The following is a 17,650-nucleotide window of genomic DNA, read 5'->3' on the forward strand; positions in this document are numbered from 1 at the left end:
TGGAACAGAGAACGCTGCAAACAATCGACAATCCGTTCGGCACGAGATTGTCACCTATGTCTTAGGTACAAACTGTTACCTATGTCTCCGGTCTGGACATTTGCATCAATGGCGGAGAGGGTGGGAAACTCCACGGAGCCCTTTTACCCTAACAATTTCAATGGCTAAGCTACTCGCTTCCACATGGCTCTGTAGCATTTCAATGTAACAGTCGCAACGGCTCCTAGCTGGTCAACGATGATCAAAAGTTGCGACTGGAACAAACATCTCCGGCGGCTTCTTCCATCTGAACTCCGATGTGCCTGAGTACCCTGCCTCTTGGCCTTGGGTAGACGTGAAGCTCTTGTACGCCACCTCCTGGTTTGGGCCACGATTTGTGAGTTCCGGATGCCATACGGTGGATGAGACGGGCTGCTTGAACGTGCTTGAACTCGTTTTTCAACTCGGGTTGAGGGTCAGCTTTGATCTTCGCTTCAACGGCCATCCAAGCTGCAATGATTTCCAGCGGCTCGACCTTCGCCTTTCTGAGGCGCGCCCATGCTGCTCTGGCGCGGTCCTCGGGAGACAGCCCGCGAAGACGGAAGGCTTCCACATGATAGCCTGCCTGCTGAAACAGCCCTTTCACTCGAAGCACGGCGATCTGAACCGAAGCCTCATCGATATGCTGCTCCAACCATCGACGAGCGGCGACACGATGTTCGCGAAGCTCTGCAGCCGTATAGCTTTTCTTGTACGGACTTCCGTGACGGCTGTAGTGATCAGCGTGCGATCGACAGAAACGGCGATCCAAGCCCTCCCCAGTCGCGGCACGAGCCGGATGGCCGCAGCCGACGACTTTGCACGAGCCGACCTCCCAGTCTGGCGCGGCAGCTCTGCTCTTGATATCGTTCTTGCGGCGTTGGCGTTTCGTCCAGTCAATCGTCATTACGGGTCCATCTAAGGATTAAGTGAGGTCAGCCCTGTATGGCTGTATCAGCATGAGAGAGTTTGTGCTCAGGTCCAAATCATCCAGCTCCAAGAGCATCTGGTGGATAGGAGCTCACAGCACCATCCACGCCTGACCTGGATAAGAAGGCCTCCATCATGATGTCCCTGCCTATCATGGCTGCTGACCGAGGCACGACCACCGCATCATGTATCGGCAATGCGGTTATGCCGCGATCAATCAAACCGAGAAGTGTGTTAACAAGGATGTCGCTCTCAATGCGTTGCACCGTGTGCCCGACCCCATTGAAGAAAAGATGAGCGACGGGGCCGTGGTAGGCTTCCACCGCAGCCGTGAACTTGGCCATCGTGTGTTTCCTACCAAGGTTAGCTTTGATCTCGCCAGGCGTCCTGGTCAGGCGTCTATCGGCTGCCACCATAGCAGCAAAACCCTGCTTGACCCCCGACCGATAGTCCTCGAACCCTGGAATGTTGTAGAGATCGCCTTCAGGCACAGGCAGGCGTGCTAAACCGTACAGGATGCGGGCACCTGCCTGGCCATAATCAAGCTCAACAACCTCTTCTCCATCGATACTGAGGGCATCGCGGCGACGTTTCTTTTTCAGGACCTGCCAGAAGCCATTCCAGAGCCGACCGCCACTATCAAAGCTTCCTCGGGTGAAACGTCGAACAAGCTTCCTTTGAGTGACATCCGGGTAATGGTCTCCATCTTCGAACATGAACTCGTCAAGCGAGATGTCTGCACGAACCAGCCAACTGTTAATCGTGGCCATCTGCTCACGGAGCTTGATGGTCTCTGCCGTGTCTTCATACGGGGCGAGTTCCACACCCCCTCTGCTCGTTTTCGGAGAAGCCAAATGGATAACCTCTCCAGCATCTTCCTGCCCGATGTCATCGAAGTCGATGCCGAGCGCCTCTAGGCGTGACTTCAGCTTCTGCGTCGGTCGTAAGCTCGTAAGCCACGATTGGTGCGCTTCAAAACCCTGCTGGCCTTTGTTCTGATGGACATAGTCGAGGCCACTTTCAGACAGTGCGTCCAGGATGGGTGGCAACAGCTTGCTTTGGACTGGAGTACGGTATCGAGCAGGTGGCCAAATATTCGAGCGTCGCACCGAAATTCCGTCTCCACTCTCCATGAGGCTATACAGAGCGAGATCGCAAATGACCGCTGCGACTGTGCGATCGAAGGTATTTTGGTCTATCGCTCGGCGCTTCCGCTTGCGCTCTGGAAGGCTCGCATCCACCTCCGCTGCGATGTCTCTGACGAGACTTGCTAAACGTACGCTGTTGGGCAACCGGTATGGGTTAAGCGGTCTGTCTTTTGGAGCACTTACGGGCTCGAAATCGTCATCAGTCATTTCAGAAATTCAGCATGCCTGTCATAAATAGCCACCCCGCAGTCTGTCAGTGAAAGGCTCCCACTGACAAATGCAAGGCGTGGAAGAATATCACCGGAGTTCAGGAGAGCTTTCGTTAGTCGCTTTGAGGCCAGCGCTTTCAAGTGCTCGATAAACTGAGCCACGGCCAATTCCAAGCTCTGTTGCCACCTGCGACACTGACTTTCCAGAGCGAAACAGCTCCACAGCGTCATCAGCCTTGGCTCTAGCCGTAGGTTTGCGACCCTTGTATTTGCCCTGCGCTTTGGCCTTGTTGATACCTTCGATCTGCCGTTCCTTCATAAGGGTGCGCTCAAACTCGGCAAACGCGGCGAACATATTGAGAATTAGCCGTCCATATGCTCCGTTGGTATCGACGGTCTCCTTGCCGAACTGCAGCACTCGAAGGCCCACACCACGCTGATGCAAGTCATCCACGATCTCGCCGAGTGCCCTCGTGTTGCGGGCCAAGCGGTCCACCTTGCTCACTACCAAAGTGTCCCCCTCTCGAAGAAACGTCAGCGCAGCATCGAGTTGCGGGCGGGAACTCAAAGCCGAGGTCTGCTCCTGAAATATCTTATCGCAGCCTTCCGCGACTAGGTCCCGAACCTGGGCTTCCAAACCAGCGACCTGCTCTTGTGTTGAAGTCCTCGCATAACCGATCAGCATGATACCCCCAAATGTCCAATAGGGTTTAGATATAAATCGAACAACCGTCCAAAAGTCAACGCCTACTCTTTTGGACAGCAAATTGAGACCCATTGACGCCGTCCATTGGACCCTGCCCTTATGGACAGTCAGAGGCCGAGCCTGTACTGCGTAACGCGGGCTACCTACCGGGAGGGGGGAGTTCGAAGAGGCATCTTAGTCAGATGGGGGTCTCGAATTTTTTTGGCATAAAATTCCTAGGAGCCGTCGAATGGAAGACCTCAAGTATCTTAAAGTTGAGACCACGTTCAGCAAGAATACTGATGACCGCGACCTGCTGGAATTCAGAGTGACGCTAATCGATGAGCCAGCTAAGGATGGCGCCCCTTCCTCAATCCTCGCCAAGCTGAGTGGGTTTCTGGTGCAGCCCGGTTATCTACCGGAAGAGGGAGATGATTGGTACTTCGACATCTTCGACATGCGCAGCGGTCATGCAATGGAGGTATTCCATATACTAGCTGATCAGCGCCCGCTTTGGGTGAAGGCATTAAAGCTGCCCCTCGCGTTGGGTGCCTACGATTGCGTCGCCCACCTCGAACGCGTTTGGGTGGCGCCAGAGTTACGAGGGCAAGGCGTCGCACTTCGCCTCATGCGTGAAGCACAGCATGTTCTCGGACGCCCCGGCCTGCTAGTTATTCTAAAAGCACATCCTGATGGGAAGGATGTTCCCGATGCCGCTTGCCTCAAGTTAGCTAAATATTACCAATCAGATAAGCGGCTTGGTTTTGCTGCGGTATCGAAGCGAAAACATCCTGGCTGGCTTGTTGCCGCGTGGCATGAACCGGTAGCTGCATCCGGAGATGAGGTCTTCTTTGCCCAGCCGACCAAAGAGCTTACGGAAAAGCAAGCTTTGCAGCCGTAACATGCCGAACTACAATATGAGGTTACAGCGTTGAACCAGCAGGCACTTTCATCTTTCATCTGGTCGGTAGCGGACCTATTGCGTGGCGATTATAAGCAGGCGGACTATGGTAAGGTCATTCTGCCGTTTACCGTGTTGCGCCGTCTCGACTGCGTGCTGGAGCCAACCCGTGCTGCCGTTTTGGCTGAGTTCAAGGCGCGTGAAGGCTTGGGCATCGACCCAACGCCGTTCCTCAGGCGCAAGTCAGGGCTGCCCTTCTTCAATACATCTGACATTGACATGAAGCGTCTAGTGGATGACCAGGATAACATAGTGCAGAACCTGCACTTCTATATTCAAGGCTTTTCGGATGACGTACGCGATATTTTCGAGCGGTTCGAATTCGCTGCGCAGGTAGACAAGCTTGCCAAGGCGGGGCTGCTCTACATGGTCGCTGAAAAGTTCACTCGTATCAACCTAAGCCCCTCAGAAGTGAGCAGTCACCAGATGGGATTAGCGTTCGAGGAGTTGATCAGGCGCTTCTCGGAATTGTCGAATGAAACGGCGGGCGAACACTTTACTCCCCGTGAAGTGATCAGCCTTATGGTCCACCTTCTCTTTGTCGAGGATGATGATGTTCTGTCTAAGCCAGGTGTGATCAGGACGATATACGACCCAACGGCGGGCACGGGCGGGATGCTCTCGGTTGCCGATGAATATCTTGTTGAACACAACCCTAATGCTCGACTGGTTATGAACGGCCAGGAACTTAACCCTGAGAGCTACGCCATCTGCAAGGCGGACATGCTGATTAAGGGCCAGGACGTAAGCAAGATTGTCTTCGGCAACACCCTCTCCGACGACGGTCATATGACCGAGAAGTTCGACTACATGCTCTCCAATCCGCCATTCGGCGTCGAGTGGAAGAAGGTAGAGAGTGTGGTCCGTAAGGAACATGAGCAGCAAGGTTTCAAAGGTCGGTTCGGTCCTGGCCTGCCACGAGTGTCCGATGGCTCCTTGCTGTTCCTGATGCATCAGGTGTCGAAAATGCGGCCTGCGGTAGATGGCGGCAGTCGCTTTGCTATCGTCCTCAATGGCTCGCCCCTTTTCACGGGTGGTGCGGGAAGCGGTGAGAGCGAGATCAGGCGCTACGTGCTGGAGAACGACCTTGTAGAAGCCATTGTCGCGCTACCCACGGACATGTTCTACAACACCGGCATCGCAACTTATGTCTGGGTGCTGACCAACCGCAAACCTGCAAACCGCAAGGGCCAGGTTCAGCTCATCGATGGCTCAAGCTTTTGGCAGAAGATGCGCAAGAGCCTGGGCTCCAAGCGCAAGATGATGAGCGCAGAGGACATCGGGGAGATCACTAGGCTCTTTGGCGAATGCGTTGAAGCGCAGTTGGCGACCGTGCTCGATGCCGATGGCAAGGAAACCGATCGACGGGTGATCAGATCAGGTGAGGCCCAACCAACTGCCCCAGAAGGCGGCAAGGTCAAGCTGGCGCCGCTCTCGCGCATTTTCCCAAACCAGGCGTTTGGTTATCGCTCCATCACTGTGGAACGGCCGTTGCGCGACGAGGAGGGGAAAATCGTGTTCGGGCAACGGGGCAAGGGCAAGGGCAAGTTGCAACCGGACAGCAACCTGCGAGATACCGAGAGTGTGCCCCTCACCGAGGACGTAGAGACCTACTTTGAGCGCGAAGTGTTGCCTCATGCTGCGGATGCCTGGATCGACCACGACAAGACCAAGATTGGCTACGAAATACCATTCAATCGGCACTTCTACGTTTTCGAGCCGCCGCGCCCGCTGGAGGAGATCGACGCAGAATTGAAGCGGGTCACGAACCGCATCCGTGCAATGATTGGGGAACTCTCCTAATGCGAGCGCGTCCTCTAAATGAACTGAGAGATAGCGGCTCCAGCTGGCTCGGGGCCATTCCAAGCTCATGGAATATAGTTCCGCTATGGACCTTGTTCCGTAGGGTCAAACGAACGGGATATGAAGGAGAGCAACTCCTGTCGGTGTACCGTGACTTTGGGGTTGTTCCCAAAGCGTCGAGGGATGATAACTTTAACAAGCCTTCAGACGACCTCAGCCCCTATCAGCTGGTGGAACCCGGCGACCTCGCAATCAACAAGATGAAAGCTTGGCAAGGCTCCGTGGCAGTATCGGAGTTTCGGGGCATTGTCAGTCCAGCGTACTTTATTTTTCAAGCCAGCCACAGCCAGAACAACCGGTACCTGCACTACCTGCTCAGGTCGGCAGAGTACACCGCCGGTTACCTTTCGATTTCCAAGGGCATTCGGCCAAACCAATGGGACCTTGAACCTCAAGAGCATTCTCGGATGCCCGTTCTTCTCCCACCACTCCCAGAACAAAACGCCATCGCCGCCTTCCTCGACCGTGAGACAGGCAAGATCGATGCACTGGTGGAGGAGCACAAACGGCTTATCGAACTGCTCAAGGAGAAGCGCCAAGCCGTCATCTCACGCGCAGTCACCAAGGGCCTCGACCCGAACGCCCGCATGAGGCCGTCCGGCGTGGAGTGGCTCGGTGATGTGCCGGAGCATTGGGAGGTTCTCAAGTTCTCCCGCTGCGTAAGCATCGCCGAAGGGCAGGTAAATCCTGAGGAGGAGCCTTTCCGCTCGATGCCCTTGATCGCACCCAATCATATAGAAAGCTGCACCGGGCGATTGCTCGGGCTGGAAACGGCAGCAGAGCAGGGCGCAGAAAGCGGAAAATACTTGTGTCGACGAGGTGACGTGATCTACTCGAAGATCAGGCCTGCATTGGCGAAAGCAGTAATCGCTCCCACCGATACGCTCTGCAGCGCTGACATGTACCCGATGCGGGGACGGATTGGTTTGTCACAGGAGTACCTCTTTTGGCTTTTGCTAACGCCAGAGTTCACTGGCTGGGCCGTTCTTGAGGCTGACCGCGTGGCGATGCCGAAAATCAACAGGGAAAGCCTCGCTGGTCTTCGCCTTCCAGTTCCGTCGCCCACGGTACAGGCCTCAATCTCACGTTTCTTGGATGTCCAAACTCGGCAGTTTGATGGCCTACTTGGTGAGGCTGAAAAGGCAGTCCGTCTTTTACAAGAACGGCGATCTGCACTGATCTCAAGTGCGGTGACTGGTAAGATCGACGTAAGCAGTATGGCAGAACTAGTGGAGGCGGCTGCATGAGCCTGCAATCTCAAGGACGATCCCTTGAACTGTATTTCATTGATGGACGGCCAGATGGGATGCTCACAGCGGAGGTCTTCAACTGGACAGGCCATGTCCTGATGGCACCTCGAACTCAGATTAGAGATGCGCTTTCCAGGCCCGAGGCACGTCACGCTGGAGCCTATATTCTTCTGGGTGAGCGTGACGGCGAACCGTTGGCGTACATAGGCGAAGGAGACGACATCAGCCTTCGCATCAAAAACCACGACATCAACAAGGATTGGTGGACGAGCGTAGCGATCATCACAACGTCCGCAAACAACCTGCATAAGGCACATGCCCAATATATCGAGGCGCGCTTGATCGAGAAGGCCCGCAGCGTTGGTCGGATGAAGCTCGACAATGGGAATTCGCCCGCGCGCCCCACCTTAAACGAGGCGGCACGGGCGAACATGGAGAGCTTTCTCGACTATTTGTACTTGGTCCTTCCGGCGGTTCGCGTGGACATGTTCCTGGAAAATACGCGTCCGGCATCAGCGACTTCGACAATTGCTTTGACCTCCACAGTGGGAGCAGAGTTCGAGTTAACGAGTGCCAGACATGCCCTTCAAGCGGTTGCTCGCCTCGTAGAAGGTGAGTTCATCGTTGAAGCAGGCTCCACAGCACGTTCGGAGTGGGAGGGCAAAAGCGAGCACACCTATCGACGGCTATATGACGAACTCGTTAATTCATCAGTATTGCTGCCAGACGGCGCGCATCGACGTTTTGCATCCAATTACGCCTTTAAGAGCCCGAGCGCGGCGGCCGCTGTCATCTTTGGCAGAGCGGCGAATGGCCAAACGGAGTGGAAGCAGAAGGGAAGTGGCCTACCCTACAAGGAATGGGAAGCCAGACAGATTTACAGCGGTGTGGGTGCGGCGCAATGAACCTTCATCGCGAGATCAGCTTCGAGAACGAGGTGTGCGATCATCTCGCCGCAAATGGATGGCTCTACGGCAATGGTGATGCTCAAGACTACGACCGCGCTAGGGCAATGTTCAGCCCCGACTTGATCGCTTGGCTACAGGTTACCCAGCCGGATGCCTGGAACATACTCGTCAAGAACAACGGCACTGCAGCCGAAGCTATTGTGCAAGACCGTGTCCGAAAGGCGCTAGACGACCGTGGGACATTGGACGTTTTGCGCAATGGTGTCGAGTTGGTCGGCCTCAGATCACCCTTGAAACTTGCTCAGTTCCGCCCTGCTTCGGGTATCAACCCAGACATCCAGGCGCGTTACCAAGCTAATCGGCTGCGTGTGGTGCGGCAGTTGCGGTACTCGACCGGCAATGAGAACGCCATCGACTTGGTGCTCGTCCTCAATGGCCTGCCGGTAGCGACGGTCGAGCTGAAGACCGACTTCACGCAATCCGTTCAGGACGCTGTAGATCAGTATCGCTTTGACCGGCATCCAAACCCCAAAGGTGGAACACAAGAACCACTGCTGGCCTTTCCGGGCGGCGCGATGGTGCACTTTGCTGTGAGCAACGTGGAAGTCATGATGACCACCAAGCTCATCGGACCGCTCACGAGCTTTCTGCCCTTCAACAAAGGCCGTGATGGAGGAAAAGGCAACCCAACGAACACCTCGGGGCATCCAACGGCCTACCTCTGGGAGGAGGTGTGGCAGCGTGACAGTTGGTTAGAAATCATCGGGCGATACATCGTCGGCGAACGAGACAGCAAGAAGAAGCTGACGCGCTACCTGTTCCCGCGCTTTCACCAACTTGACGCAACACGCAAGCTCCGCGAAGCGGTACTGCAAGAGGGCGCTGGAGCAAAGTACCTCATCCAACACTCGGCTGGGTCGGGCAAGACTAACTCCATCGCCTGGTCAGCCCACTTCTTGGCCGACCTCCATGATGCGCAGGACCGCAAGGTATTCGACAGCGTCCTAGTCGTTTCAGACCGCAATGTTATCGACACCCAGTTGCAGGAAGCCATTTTCAGCTTCGAGCGCAATGCCGGTGTGGTGGCAACCATCCGTAACGATGGGCGGGCTAAGAGCGGACAACTTGCCCAGGCGCTGGCGAACGGCAAGAAGATCGTGGTCTGCACCATCCAGACCTTCCCTTTTGCGCTGAAGGAGGTTCAAACTCTCGCGGCAACGGAGGGTAAGAAGTTTGCCGTAATCGCGGACGAAGCGCATTCTAGCCAAACCGGGGAAGCTGCAGCTAAGCTTAAGGCGGTACTCTCGGCCGAGGAGGTGGCGAGCCTCAACGATGGTGGCGAGATCAGCACCGAGGACATTCTTGGCGCAAATATGGCAGCCCGCGCAGCCGAGAGCGGCATCACCTACGTGGCTTTCACCGCAACCCCCAAGGGCAAGACACTAGAGCTGTTCGGGCGGAGGCCACGACCAGACGAACCTGCTGATCAGGACAATCTGCCACAAGCCTTCCACGTCTATTCAATGCGCCAGGCCATTGAGGAGGGCTTCATCCTTGATGTGCTGCGAAACTACACGCCCTATGATCTTGCCTTCCGCTTAGCAAACCAAGACGACACGCTTGGCGAGATCGAAGTTGAACGGTCCGAAGCGCGGAAATCTTTACTACGCTGGGTACGCCTCCACCCCTATAACATTAGTCAGAAGGTCCAGATTGTCGTTGAGCATTATCGTGCCAACGTGCGTCCGCTTCTGGACGGGCGGGCGAAGGCCATGGTTGTGGTTGGTAGCCGCCTTGAGGCCGTCCGCTGGCAGCTAGCTATCCAAAAGTACATTAAAGAACAGGGTTACGAGCTCGGGACGCTTGTAGCTTTCTCAGGTGAGGTCAGCGACCCCAAGACCGGTCCAGAACCATTCACCGAAACCAGCTGGGAGCTGAACCCAGGATTAGCAGGGCGCGACATCCGCGAGGCATTCAAACTGCCTGAGCACCACATCCTGTTGGTAGCCAATAAGTTCCAGACAGGCTTTGACCAGCCGTTGCTCTGTGGCATGTATGTCGACCGACGGCTTGCGGGCATCCAGGCAGTCCAGACCTTGTCCCGCCTCAACCGGGCTCATCCTGGCAAAGACACCACCTACGTACTCGACTTCATCAATGCCGGTGACGACATACTGGCAGCATTCCGCACCTACTTTGAGACCGCAGAACTTAACAGCGTTACTGACCCAAACGTCGTCCTCGACCTCAAGGCCAAACTGGACGGCCTGGGTTACTACGACGAGTTCGAAGTGAACCGCGTGGTTGAGGTGGAGCTGAACCCCAACGCGAAACACGGTGACCTTGTCGCCGCCATCACTCCGGTAGCAGATCGTCTTCTACGTGGCTTTAGGGATGCCCAGGATCGGCAACGGGTAGCGGAGGCTTCCAGCGACCATCGCATGGAGAAGGCAGCAAAAGACGAGATGGAAGCGCTCATCCTTTTCCGCAGTGACATCGGCGCCTACATCCGCCTCTACGCCTTCCTCTCGCAGGTTATCGACTTCGGCAACACAGCCGTGGAAGCTAGGCACATCTTTTTCCGACGCTTGCTGCCACTCCTGAAGTTCGGTCGCGAACGCGAGGTCGTGGACACCTCTAGCATTGTCCTAAGCCATCACAAGCTCTCCACCAAAGGCAAGCGTGACTTAGCCTTAGCACCAGGCATGGGCGAGAAGCTTCAGGCGATCTACGAGGCGGGTTCCGGTTCCGTGCAGGAGAAGGAGACCGCGCTCCTGGCCGAGATCATCGCCAAGGTCAACGAACTGTTCACAGGCGACACTTCGGACGATGACCAACTGGTTTACGTCAACAACGTGATCAAGGGAAAGCTACTGCAATCGGAGCGATTGGGCGAGCAAGCTGCGAACAATACCAAAGAGCAGTTTTCAAACTCACCCGATTTGGCGCAGGCTCTTGTTGACGCAATCATCGATGCGTTCGACGCGCACCGGACCATGAGCGAGCAGGCGCTCAAGTCCAAGCGGGTCCAGGATGGCCTCAAAGAGGTTTTGCTTGGCCCAGGGCAGCTATACGAAGCGCTTCGCGCTCGCGCATCGCATAGCCCCCAATTCGGCGCTTAGTCTGGTCTGACGCTCAGATGGCTTAGGTCCAAGCCGTCATATTTAACTCTGCGAACCCACTCATCGAGCTTGGGAAGGACATAGCCCTTGCCATAACGTGCCGCCATTCCTTTCTCACTGTGACCTTGGAGCGTATTCATGATCTCGGCAGGCATCTCCGCATCACGGCACGCATCCTCGAAGTTATGGCGGAAGCTGTGGAACGCGGTCTTGGAGCCTTTAACCCCAACAACCTTTAGAAATCTGGCGTAGAACTTTGAGAAGGGCGACGAGTAGTATCCATCCGCCCCCATGGGAAGGTCGGGAAACAAGCGGGCGACCCCAGCGTCACGCCTGCTCTGGATTAGCTGCATCAGGCCAAGCCTTATGAGCTCGGGGTGAACAGGGATGCGCCGATAGGCGTTGGCAGTCTTTAATCGCTGATCTTCATATTCATCGACCAGATGGAAGTGGAGAACGCCGCTCTCATCGCGAACATCATCAACTCTTAACTGGATGATCTCGCCCATCCGAGCACCAGAAAATAAGCTGATCAATGGAACCCAATACCTACCACTCGACGAGAAAACTTCATTTCCGGGTCGAGCCCAGTAGTGCTCAGAGTGACAACCGGTGTAGATCGGCGAACTGAAAATGGCTTGGAGTTGATCGAGAGAGAACGGGTCGCGTTCATCTCGAACACTTTTCTTGATTTTCAGCTTAAGGCTGTCGAATGGGTTCCCGCTGACCTCATCATAATTCTCAGCCGCCCAATTCCAAAATGCACCAACGAAGCCAATGATTTTGTTCAAGTTCCGGTCGGACATTGGAGGAAGTGCCAACTCTCCAGACTTCTTAGCGGCTTCAGCAAAGCTCAGGCCAACCAGGCCCTTGTGTTTGTTCCAGTTGGCCGGGAGCTTTTGAAGCGCCTGCTTGAACGCCCTGCCATCGGCCTTGGCGTACGAACCAATGGGACGGTCGCCAACGAGAGTGAGGAAGTGTTGCGACCACACCTCATGCTCCCGTCGCGTCTTCTCTACCCAAGCAGAGCGCGACTTTTCGATAATCCATTCCGCCCGAGCCTGCCCTGCAGTCACTGCGCCAGCTTCTAAAGGCTTGGAGACAGCTGCTGGCACTGCAACTACGGCAATCTCCGGCGTTTTAATCACCTGGCCTTTGTTGCGGGCATCAATCGCGGATTGAGCTCGAACGATTGCAGACTGTATCGACCGATAGACCGCCTTCCAACTTGGCGAATTTCCATCCAATCTAACCTCAAGACCGTCCCAAGTGAGCACTTCTTCGGCCTCAGCTCGGTAAAACGCGTCACTCTTCCCTCTGGCGAGCAGGAAACCTGCCCCTTCAGCGAACTCCTCCGAAGAGGCCACACGTTCCTCGAAACTTTGCACTGGTGCCTCCGGTTGCGGCTCATCCGCTTCGTAGAAGCCGTCCATTCTGATACCTTCGTCCTCATCGAGAAGGTGCGCGTAGTAGAGGTCTTCGACAAGGTCCAACTGAGCCTTGGACAACTCGGACACCGGCGGCGTGCTAAGAGCTGCCATCTGACGACGATGAGCATCGAACTTTTCATCAACCTCGGCAGCAGCCTTCCGTACAGCTATGAGGGCTTCATAGGCGTTCTTCGTCCGAAGCGAGAACGTCTCTTCCGCCTTAGGATAGGTTTCTTTTATGTCTGAGGGGATGGCAGCGCGGTGCCAATAGGTATTACCGCGCATCATTAATCGGGGGTGTCTGGGCATGTCTTTCATCGCTCTACTGTAACAGTTGAGTGGAACAACGAGAAGATCAAGGCACTGAAAATGCTAACTTACTAGGAAACGCAGGCGCTTCGGTTCAAAATGGCGGAGAGGGTGGGATTCGAACCCACGATACCCTTGCAGGTATGCCGCATTTCGAGTGCGGTGCATTCGACCACTCTGCCACCTCTCCGCATGCGCGAACGCTTGCGTTGCGCGCTCCTCTTAAACATCAATGGCGGGGCTGACAAGGGGAATTTCGTGTTTATGTCACAAATTATTCGCCATGGATCAGGCTAGGGAAAATGCTTTTGATGATGGCCGTTTGGCATATATTTTTAAGGTGAGGCACACGATCCGCTGCGGTGCGCGTTACAGTCGCTCACGGCGTCAGAGCCGTTGATAACGCCGCAAGATTTCCAGGATTTTTTCATCCTGCGCTTTATCCGGCAGAAGGGCCGGTTGGCGACTGGCGCCAACGGAAGAGTCCTGGAGATAAAGCGAGCGCTTGACCATGGCCGGTGCGAAGCCGAGGGCGTAGAGATCGATGCGGAAGTCAGTGTAGATTGCCTGCTGGCGTTCGGCCTCGGTGATATCGCCGGCGTTGAAAGCATTGAGAATGCCGGCCAGAACATCCGGCAGTGCGTTGCCGAGGCCGGAAATGCAGCCCGCCGCGCCGTTCTGTAACGACCAGAGAACGAGGTGATCCGGGCCGGAATAGACCTCGAAACCCGGCATCTCCTTTGCCACATGAAGATAGGCTTCGAGCGTCTGCTGAGCGCCGCCGGAATCCTTGATGCCTGCGATATTGCCATGGATGGCGAGTTTGCGTGCGGTTTCAGGCTCTATGTGGTTCTGGGTGCGGGCGGGAATGTCATAGAGATAGACCGGCGTTTCAACGGCATCGGCCACTGTCGAGAAATGGCGGATCAGGCCATCCTGCGTGCAGGCGATGAAGAAGGGCGTGATGACGGCGATACCGTCGGCGCCGATGCGGTCGAAGGCTTTGGCAAGTTGCAGGGTTTCGAATGTGGCGGGCATGCCCGCATTCACGATGACCTTGGCACGGCCGGCAACTTCGTCCACCACCTCTTCGGTCAGCCGGATTTTTTCCGTATGCGTCAAAGCGGTAAAATCGCCATTGGTCCCGGCGCACATAATGTTGTTACCGGCCGCCACCTGGCGGCGCACCTGTGCGCGGGTTGCCTCATAGTTGATGGTTTCGTCCTCGTTGAAACAGGTAACGAGCGCGACGAAAGCTTGTTTGCTCATGAAAGAACTCCGCTTGAATTTGCGACGGCATCGCCGGCAACGGACGGATGACGCTGGGATTGCATATCAGGGTCTGGATCGAGGCTCGCGGACAGAAGGGCACGGGTATAGGCCTCGCACGGCGCTTCGAACACCTGTCGGACGGTACCGAACTCTACAATCTCTCCCCCCTGCATGACCATGACGTGATCGGCAAAATCCCGAACAACCGGCAAATCATGCGCGATGAAGATGAAGGAGAGGCCCATTTCGCGGCGCAGCTTATCCAGAAGTGCTATGACCTGCGCCTGAACCGAGACATCGAGAGCCGAGACCGCTTCGTCGCAGATGATGAGCTTGGGTTCCAGTGCCAATGCGCGGGCAATCGCGATCCGCTGCCGCTGACCGCCGGAGAACTGGTGCGGATAACGGCGCATATGTTCCGGCGAGAGACCCACCTGATGCAGCAATTCGGCAACCCGTTCACGCCATCTTGCCTTGGGCAATATCTCCGGATGGATGACCCAGGCCTCGGAAATTAATTGAAACACGGTCATGCGCGGATTGAGCGACTGGGTGGGGTCCTGAAACACCATCTGCAAATCGCGCCGGAGCGCAAAAAGTTCAGCAGGCGAGAGCTTGAAAAGGTCGCGGCCCTTCCACAAGGCGCTGCCCGCATCCGGCTCGTCCAGCCGCAAGAGAATACGCGCCAGCGTCGATTTGCCAGAACCGCTTTCACCGACGACGGCAATGGTTTCTCCGGGCATGAGGTCGAAGGAAATGCCCTTCAGCGCCTCGAAGGCGCCGTAACGCTTGCGCACGTCACGCACGCTGAGCAGCGCTTCGCCCACCCCCTGCGGCTCATGCATATCGCCCTTGCCGGGTGCTGCGCTGATGAGCTTGCGGGTATAGGGGTGTTGCGGATTTCGATAGACCTCGCGAACCGTGCCGGCCTCGACCAGAACGCCCTTTTCCATCACAACCACGCGATCGGCGATTTCGGCGACGACGCCGAGATCGTGAGTGATGATGAGCACGGCCATGCCGGTTTCTCGCTGCAATTCCTTGAGCAGCGAAAGCACCTCAGCCTGCACCGTCACGTCAAGCGCGGTGGTCGGCTCATCGGCGATCAGGAGATCGGGCCGAAGCGCCAGCGCCATGGCGATCATGACGCGCTGGCGCTGACCGCCGGAAAATTCATGCGGATATTTCTTCAAGGCCCCGTCCGGGTCAGGAATGCCGACGCGGGCGACAAGCCGCCTCGCCTCCGTTTCCGCCGCCGCCTTGCTCATGCCATGGGTGGTCATCGCCTCGCGGATCTGCCAACCGACGGTATAGACCGGATTGAGGTGGCTAAGCGGGTCCTGAAAGATCATGGCGATGCGCCGGCCGTTGATCTCGCGGCGCGCCTCGGTCGGCATGGTCAGAAGGTCCTGACCGTCGAGCAATATCTGACCGCCGCCGATATGTCCGGGCGGCATGTCGATGAGGTTCATGATGGCCGAGGACGATACCGACTTGCCCGAACCGCTTTCGCCGAGGATGGCCAGCGTTTCGCCACGGTCGATATGGTAGGAGACATCCTTTACCGCATGGACGACACCGCTTGCGGTGTGGAACTCCACGGACAGGTTGCGCACGTCGAGAAGACGGTCAGCCATGCTTGCGGCCTTTCATTTCCAGGCGCCAGCGCTGCACGGGATCAAGCGCGATGCGCAGCCAGTTCGAAAGCAGGTTGAGCGACAGGGTTGTGAGGATGATGGCAAGTCCCGGCCAGAAGGACAGCCACCAGGCATTGGTAAGATATTGCCGCCCCTGCGAAATCATCAGGCCCCAGGTGATTTCCGGCGGCTGAATGCCGATACCGAGGAAGGATAGCGCGCTTTCCGCCAGCATCACATAGGCGAAATCAAGCGTGGCAAGCGTCGTCAGCGTCGGCAACACGACGGGCAGGATGTGGCGGAACAGGATGCGCTTGCCGGATGCGCCCATCACGCGCGCCGCCTGCACGAACATACGCTCGCGCACCTCAAGCACCTCCGCCCTTGTCGTCCGGATGTAAACGGGAATGCGGGTGATGGCGAGAACCAGCATCAGGTTGAGGATGGAGGAGCCGAGCAGATAAAGCACGATGACCGCAATCAAGAGCGACGGGAACGACATGATAACATCAGCAAGCCGCATGATGATCTGACCGACACGGTCGGAGGAAAAACCGGCAATCAGCCCGAGCACGGCGCCGGTAATGGCGGAAAGAAGCACCGCGCCGGCGGCGATCATCATCGTGTTTTGCGTGGCGGCGACAATGCGCGCGAGAAGCGAACGGCCGAGCGCATCCGCCCCCAGCCAGAAATACCACTCGCGCTGCCAGTCGAACGGGGCGAGGTTGCGCCCGCGCAGGTTCTGTTTCGTCGCCAGATCGCCAAGCCACGCCGGGCCGACAAAAGCGAGGATAACGACGACGATGAGGAAGATCGCGGCGCAGAGCGCGAATTTATCCGCCCACAACATGCGCAGCATACGTGTTGCGAAGGACGGCTCGGCGGTGATCTCGTTGTCGGCGCTGGAAAGGCTCATGGCTGAACGGCCTCCTCAGTGCCGGATACGCGGATCAAGGAGCGCATAGGCGATATCGATCAGAAGATTCATCAGGAAGATCGCCAGCGCGGTCACGAGAATGGCGGCCAGCACGACGTTGAAATCGCGCTGAAGAATGGAGTCGATCATCAGCTTGCCAACGCCGGGAAAACCGAAAATCGTTTCGACGATGACGGCGCCATTGAGAAGGCTTGCCGCCTGATCGCCAATGACGGTGATGACCGGCAGCATGGCGTTTCGCAAAGCGTGGATGAAAATGATCGGACCCGACTTTACGCCCTTGGCGCGCGCCGTCTTGACATAGGCCGAGGACAAAGCACCGATCATCGAACCGCGCACCACCTGCACGATAATGCCGAAGGGGCGCACAAAAAGGACTGCGATCGGCAATATCCAGTGCAGCACGGAGCCCGTTCCCGACGTGGGCAACCAGGCGAGATTGACAGAGAAGACGACGATGGCGACGATCGCCAGCCAGAAATCCGGCACGGATGCACCGATGAGCGAGATACTGGAAGCCATGCGGTCGAAGAAGCCACCAGAGCGGAAAGCCGCAAGCGAACCGATGACTATGGCGGCGGAGGTAACGAGCGACATGGTGATGACAGCGAGCCAGAGCGTCCAGACAAAAGCCTCCAGCACCACATCCAGCGCCGGGCGCGCTTTTCTCAGTGATTCTCCGAGATCACCCGTCATCACATCGCCCGCATAGCGCAGGAACTGCACCGTCAGCGGATCGTTCAGCCCGTGCAGCGCCCGAAACTGCTGCTTCAACTCCTCCGAAGCCTCCACCGGCAGAAACAATGCGGCCGGGTCCCCCGTCAGGCGCGACAGGAAGAAAACCATCACGATGAGGCCGATCAGGGAGATCAGGCTCGCAACGGAACGTTTTCGGATGAAACTCAGCATGGTTGCCTCCGGTTTTTCAATGCGGCGGCGAAGCTTGCGCTGCGCCGCCGCTTCTCAATTGA

Annotated in this window: 13 protein-coding genes and 1 tRNA gene; 5 read left to right on the top strand and 9 right to left on the bottom strand. The window is 56.6% G+C overall.

The window, feature by feature from the left end; all coding sequences use genetic code 11:
* Positions 1–241: 241 nt before the first annotated feature.
* The 3 genes from PL597_RS17820 to PL597_RS17830 form a co-directional block, all read right to left on the bottom strand.
* The gene (locus PL597_RS17820) at positions 242–925 is read right to left on the bottom strand and encodes a hypothetical protein (RefSeq protein ID WP_233283388.1); all 684 of its coding nucleotides are present in this window, start codon (positions 923–925) and stop codon (positions 242–244) included.
* A 79-nt stretch (positions 926–1,004) separates the two neighbouring features.
* Positions 1,005–2,303 (bottom strand): hypothetical protein, encoded by a 1,299-nt coding sequence (locus PL597_RS17825; RefSeq protein WP_271365827.1) that lies wholly within the window; start codon positions 2,301–2,303, stop codon positions 1,005–1,007.
* A gap of 90 nt (positions 2,304–2,393) precedes the next feature.
* Entirely contained in the window at positions 2,394–2,990 is a 597-nt protein-coding gene (locus PL597_RS17830; protein WP_099086416.1) for a recombinase family protein, read from the bottom strand.
* Positions 2,991–3,240: 250 nt separating this feature from the next.
* Here PL597_RS17830 and PL597_RS17835 point away from each other — a divergent pair, with 250 nt between their 5' ends.
* The 5 genes from PL597_RS17835 (at position 3,241) to PL597_RS17855 (ending at position 11,094) form a co-directional block, all read left to right on the top strand.
* Positions 3,241–3,891, top strand: a complete 651-nt coding sequence (locus tag PL597_RS17835) for a GNAT family N-acetyltransferase (protein WP_271365830.1) — start codon at positions 3,241–3,243, stop codon at positions 3,889–3,891.
* 30 nt (positions 3,892–3,921) lie between these two features.
* Positions 3,922–5,754 (top strand): type I restriction-modification system subunit M, encoded by a 1,833-nt coding sequence (locus PL597_RS17840; RefSeq protein ID WP_271365832.1) that lies wholly within the window; start codon positions 3,922–3,924, stop codon positions 5,752–5,754.
* A gap of 143 nt (positions 5,755–5,897) precedes the next feature.
* Positions 5,898–7,061 (top strand): restriction endonuclease subunit S, encoded by a 1,164-nt coding sequence (locus PL597_RS17845; protein WP_271365834.1) that lies wholly within the window; start codon positions 5,898–5,900, stop codon positions 7,059–7,061.
* The gene (locus tag PL597_RS17850) at positions 7,058–7,969 is read left to right on the top strand and encodes a GIY-YIG nuclease family protein (protein WP_271365836.1); all 912 of its coding nucleotides are present in this window, start codon (positions 7,058–7,060) and stop codon (positions 7,967–7,969) included. Before PL597_RS17845 ends, PL597_RS17850 begins: the two co-directional genes overlap by 4 nt.
* The gene (locus PL597_RS17855; protein WP_271365838.1) at positions 7,966–11,094 is read left to right on the top strand and encodes a type I restriction endonuclease subunit R; all 3,129 of its coding nucleotides are present in this window, start codon (positions 7,966–7,968) and stop codon (positions 11,092–11,094) included. The genes PL597_RS17850 and PL597_RS17855 overlap by 4 nt, the downstream gene beginning before the upstream one ends.
* Here the strand turns inward: PL597_RS17855 and PL597_RS17860 are convergent.
* The 6 genes from PL597_RS17860 to PL597_RS17885 form a co-directional block, all read right to left on the bottom strand.
* Positions 11,091–12,842 (bottom strand): site-specific integrase, encoded by a 1,752-nt coding sequence (locus PL597_RS17860; RefSeq protein ID WP_271365840.1) that lies wholly within the window; start codon positions 12,840–12,842, stop codon positions 11,091–11,093. The genes PL597_RS17855 and PL597_RS17860 overlap by 4 nt on opposite strands.
* Positions 12,843–12,933: 91 nt before the next feature.
* Positions 12,934–13,023: transfer RNA gene (locus tag PL597_RS17865), tRNA-Ser, on the bottom strand.
* A gap of 197 nt (positions 13,024–13,220) precedes the next feature.
* Positions 13,221–14,102, bottom strand: a complete 882-nt coding sequence (locus PL597_RS17870) for a dihydrodipicolinate synthase family protein (RefSeq protein WP_271365842.1) — start codon at positions 14,100–14,102, stop codon at positions 13,221–13,223.
* Positions 14,099–15,742 (bottom strand): ABC transporter ATP-binding protein, encoded by a 1,644-nt coding sequence (locus PL597_RS17875; protein WP_271365843.1) that lies wholly within the window; start codon positions 15,740–15,742, stop codon positions 14,099–14,101. Before PL597_RS17875 ends, PL597_RS17870 begins: the two co-directional genes overlap by 4 nt.
* Positions 15,735–16,658, bottom strand: a complete 924-nt coding sequence (locus PL597_RS17880) for an ABC transporter permease (RefSeq protein ID WP_142913379.1) — start codon at positions 16,656–16,658, stop codon at positions 15,735–15,737. Before PL597_RS17880 ends, PL597_RS17875 begins: the two co-directional genes overlap by 8 nt.
* Positions 16,659–16,673: 15 nt before the next feature.
* Positions 16,674–17,588, bottom strand: coding sequence for an ABC transporter permease (locus tag PL597_RS17885; RefSeq protein WP_077984726.1), 915 nt, complete (start codon positions 17,586–17,588; stop codon positions 16,674–16,676).
* Positions 17,589–17,650: the final 62 nt, after the last annotated feature.

The sequence above is a fragment of the Agrobacterium sp. ST15.13.013 genome, from assembly GCF_027956525.1.
In the GTDB taxonomy this organism is placed as follows: domain Bacteria; phylum Pseudomonadota; class Alphaproteobacteria; order Rhizobiales; family Rhizobiaceae; genus Agrobacterium; species Agrobacterium salinitolerans.

Excerpts from the sequence above, each read along its gene's own strand:
- PL597_RS17855 (WP_271365838.1), top strand. The coding sequence starts at position 7,966 with ATGAACCTTCATCGCGAGATCAGCTTCGAGAACGAGGTGTGCGATCAT.
- PL597_RS17850 (WP_271365836.1), top strand. The coding sequence starts at position 7,058 with ATGAGCCTGCAATCTCAAGGACGATCCCTTGAACTGTATTTCATTGAT.
- PL597_RS17880 (WP_142913379.1), bottom strand. The coding sequence starts at position 16,658 with ATGAGCCTTTCCAGCGCCGACAACGAGATCACCGCCGAGCCGTCCTTC.
- PL597_RS17885 (WP_077984726.1), bottom strand. The coding sequence starts at position 17,588 with ATGCTGAGTTTCATCCGAAAACGTTCCGTTGCGAGCCTGATCTCCCTG.
- PL597_RS17860 (WP_271365840.1), bottom strand. The coding sequence starts at position 12,842 with ATGAAAGACATGCCCAGACACCCCCGATTAATGATGCGCGGTAATACC.
- PL597_RS17875 (WP_271365843.1), bottom strand. The coding sequence starts at position 15,742 with ATGGCTGACCGTCTTCTCGACGTGCGCAACCTGTCCGTGGAGTTCCAC.
- PL597_RS17825 (WP_271365827.1), bottom strand. The coding sequence starts at position 2,303 with ATGACTGATGACGATTTCGAGCCCGTAAGTGCTCCAAAAGACAGACCG.
- PL597_RS17830 (WP_099086416.1), bottom strand. The coding sequence starts at position 2,990 with ATGCTGATCGGTTATGCGAGGACTTCAACACAAGAGCAGGTCGCTGGT.
- PL597_RS17820 (WP_233283388.1), bottom strand. The coding sequence starts at position 925 with ATGACGATTGACTGGACGAAACGCCAACGCCGCAAGAACGATATCAAG.
- PL597_RS17870 (WP_271365842.1), bottom strand. The coding sequence starts at position 14,102 with ATGAGCAAACAAGCTTTCGTCGCGCTCGTTACCTGTTTCAACGAGGAC.
- PL597_RS17835 (WP_271365830.1), top strand. The coding sequence starts at position 3,241 with ATGGAAGACCTCAAGTATCTTAAAGTTGAGACCACGTTCAGCAAGAAT.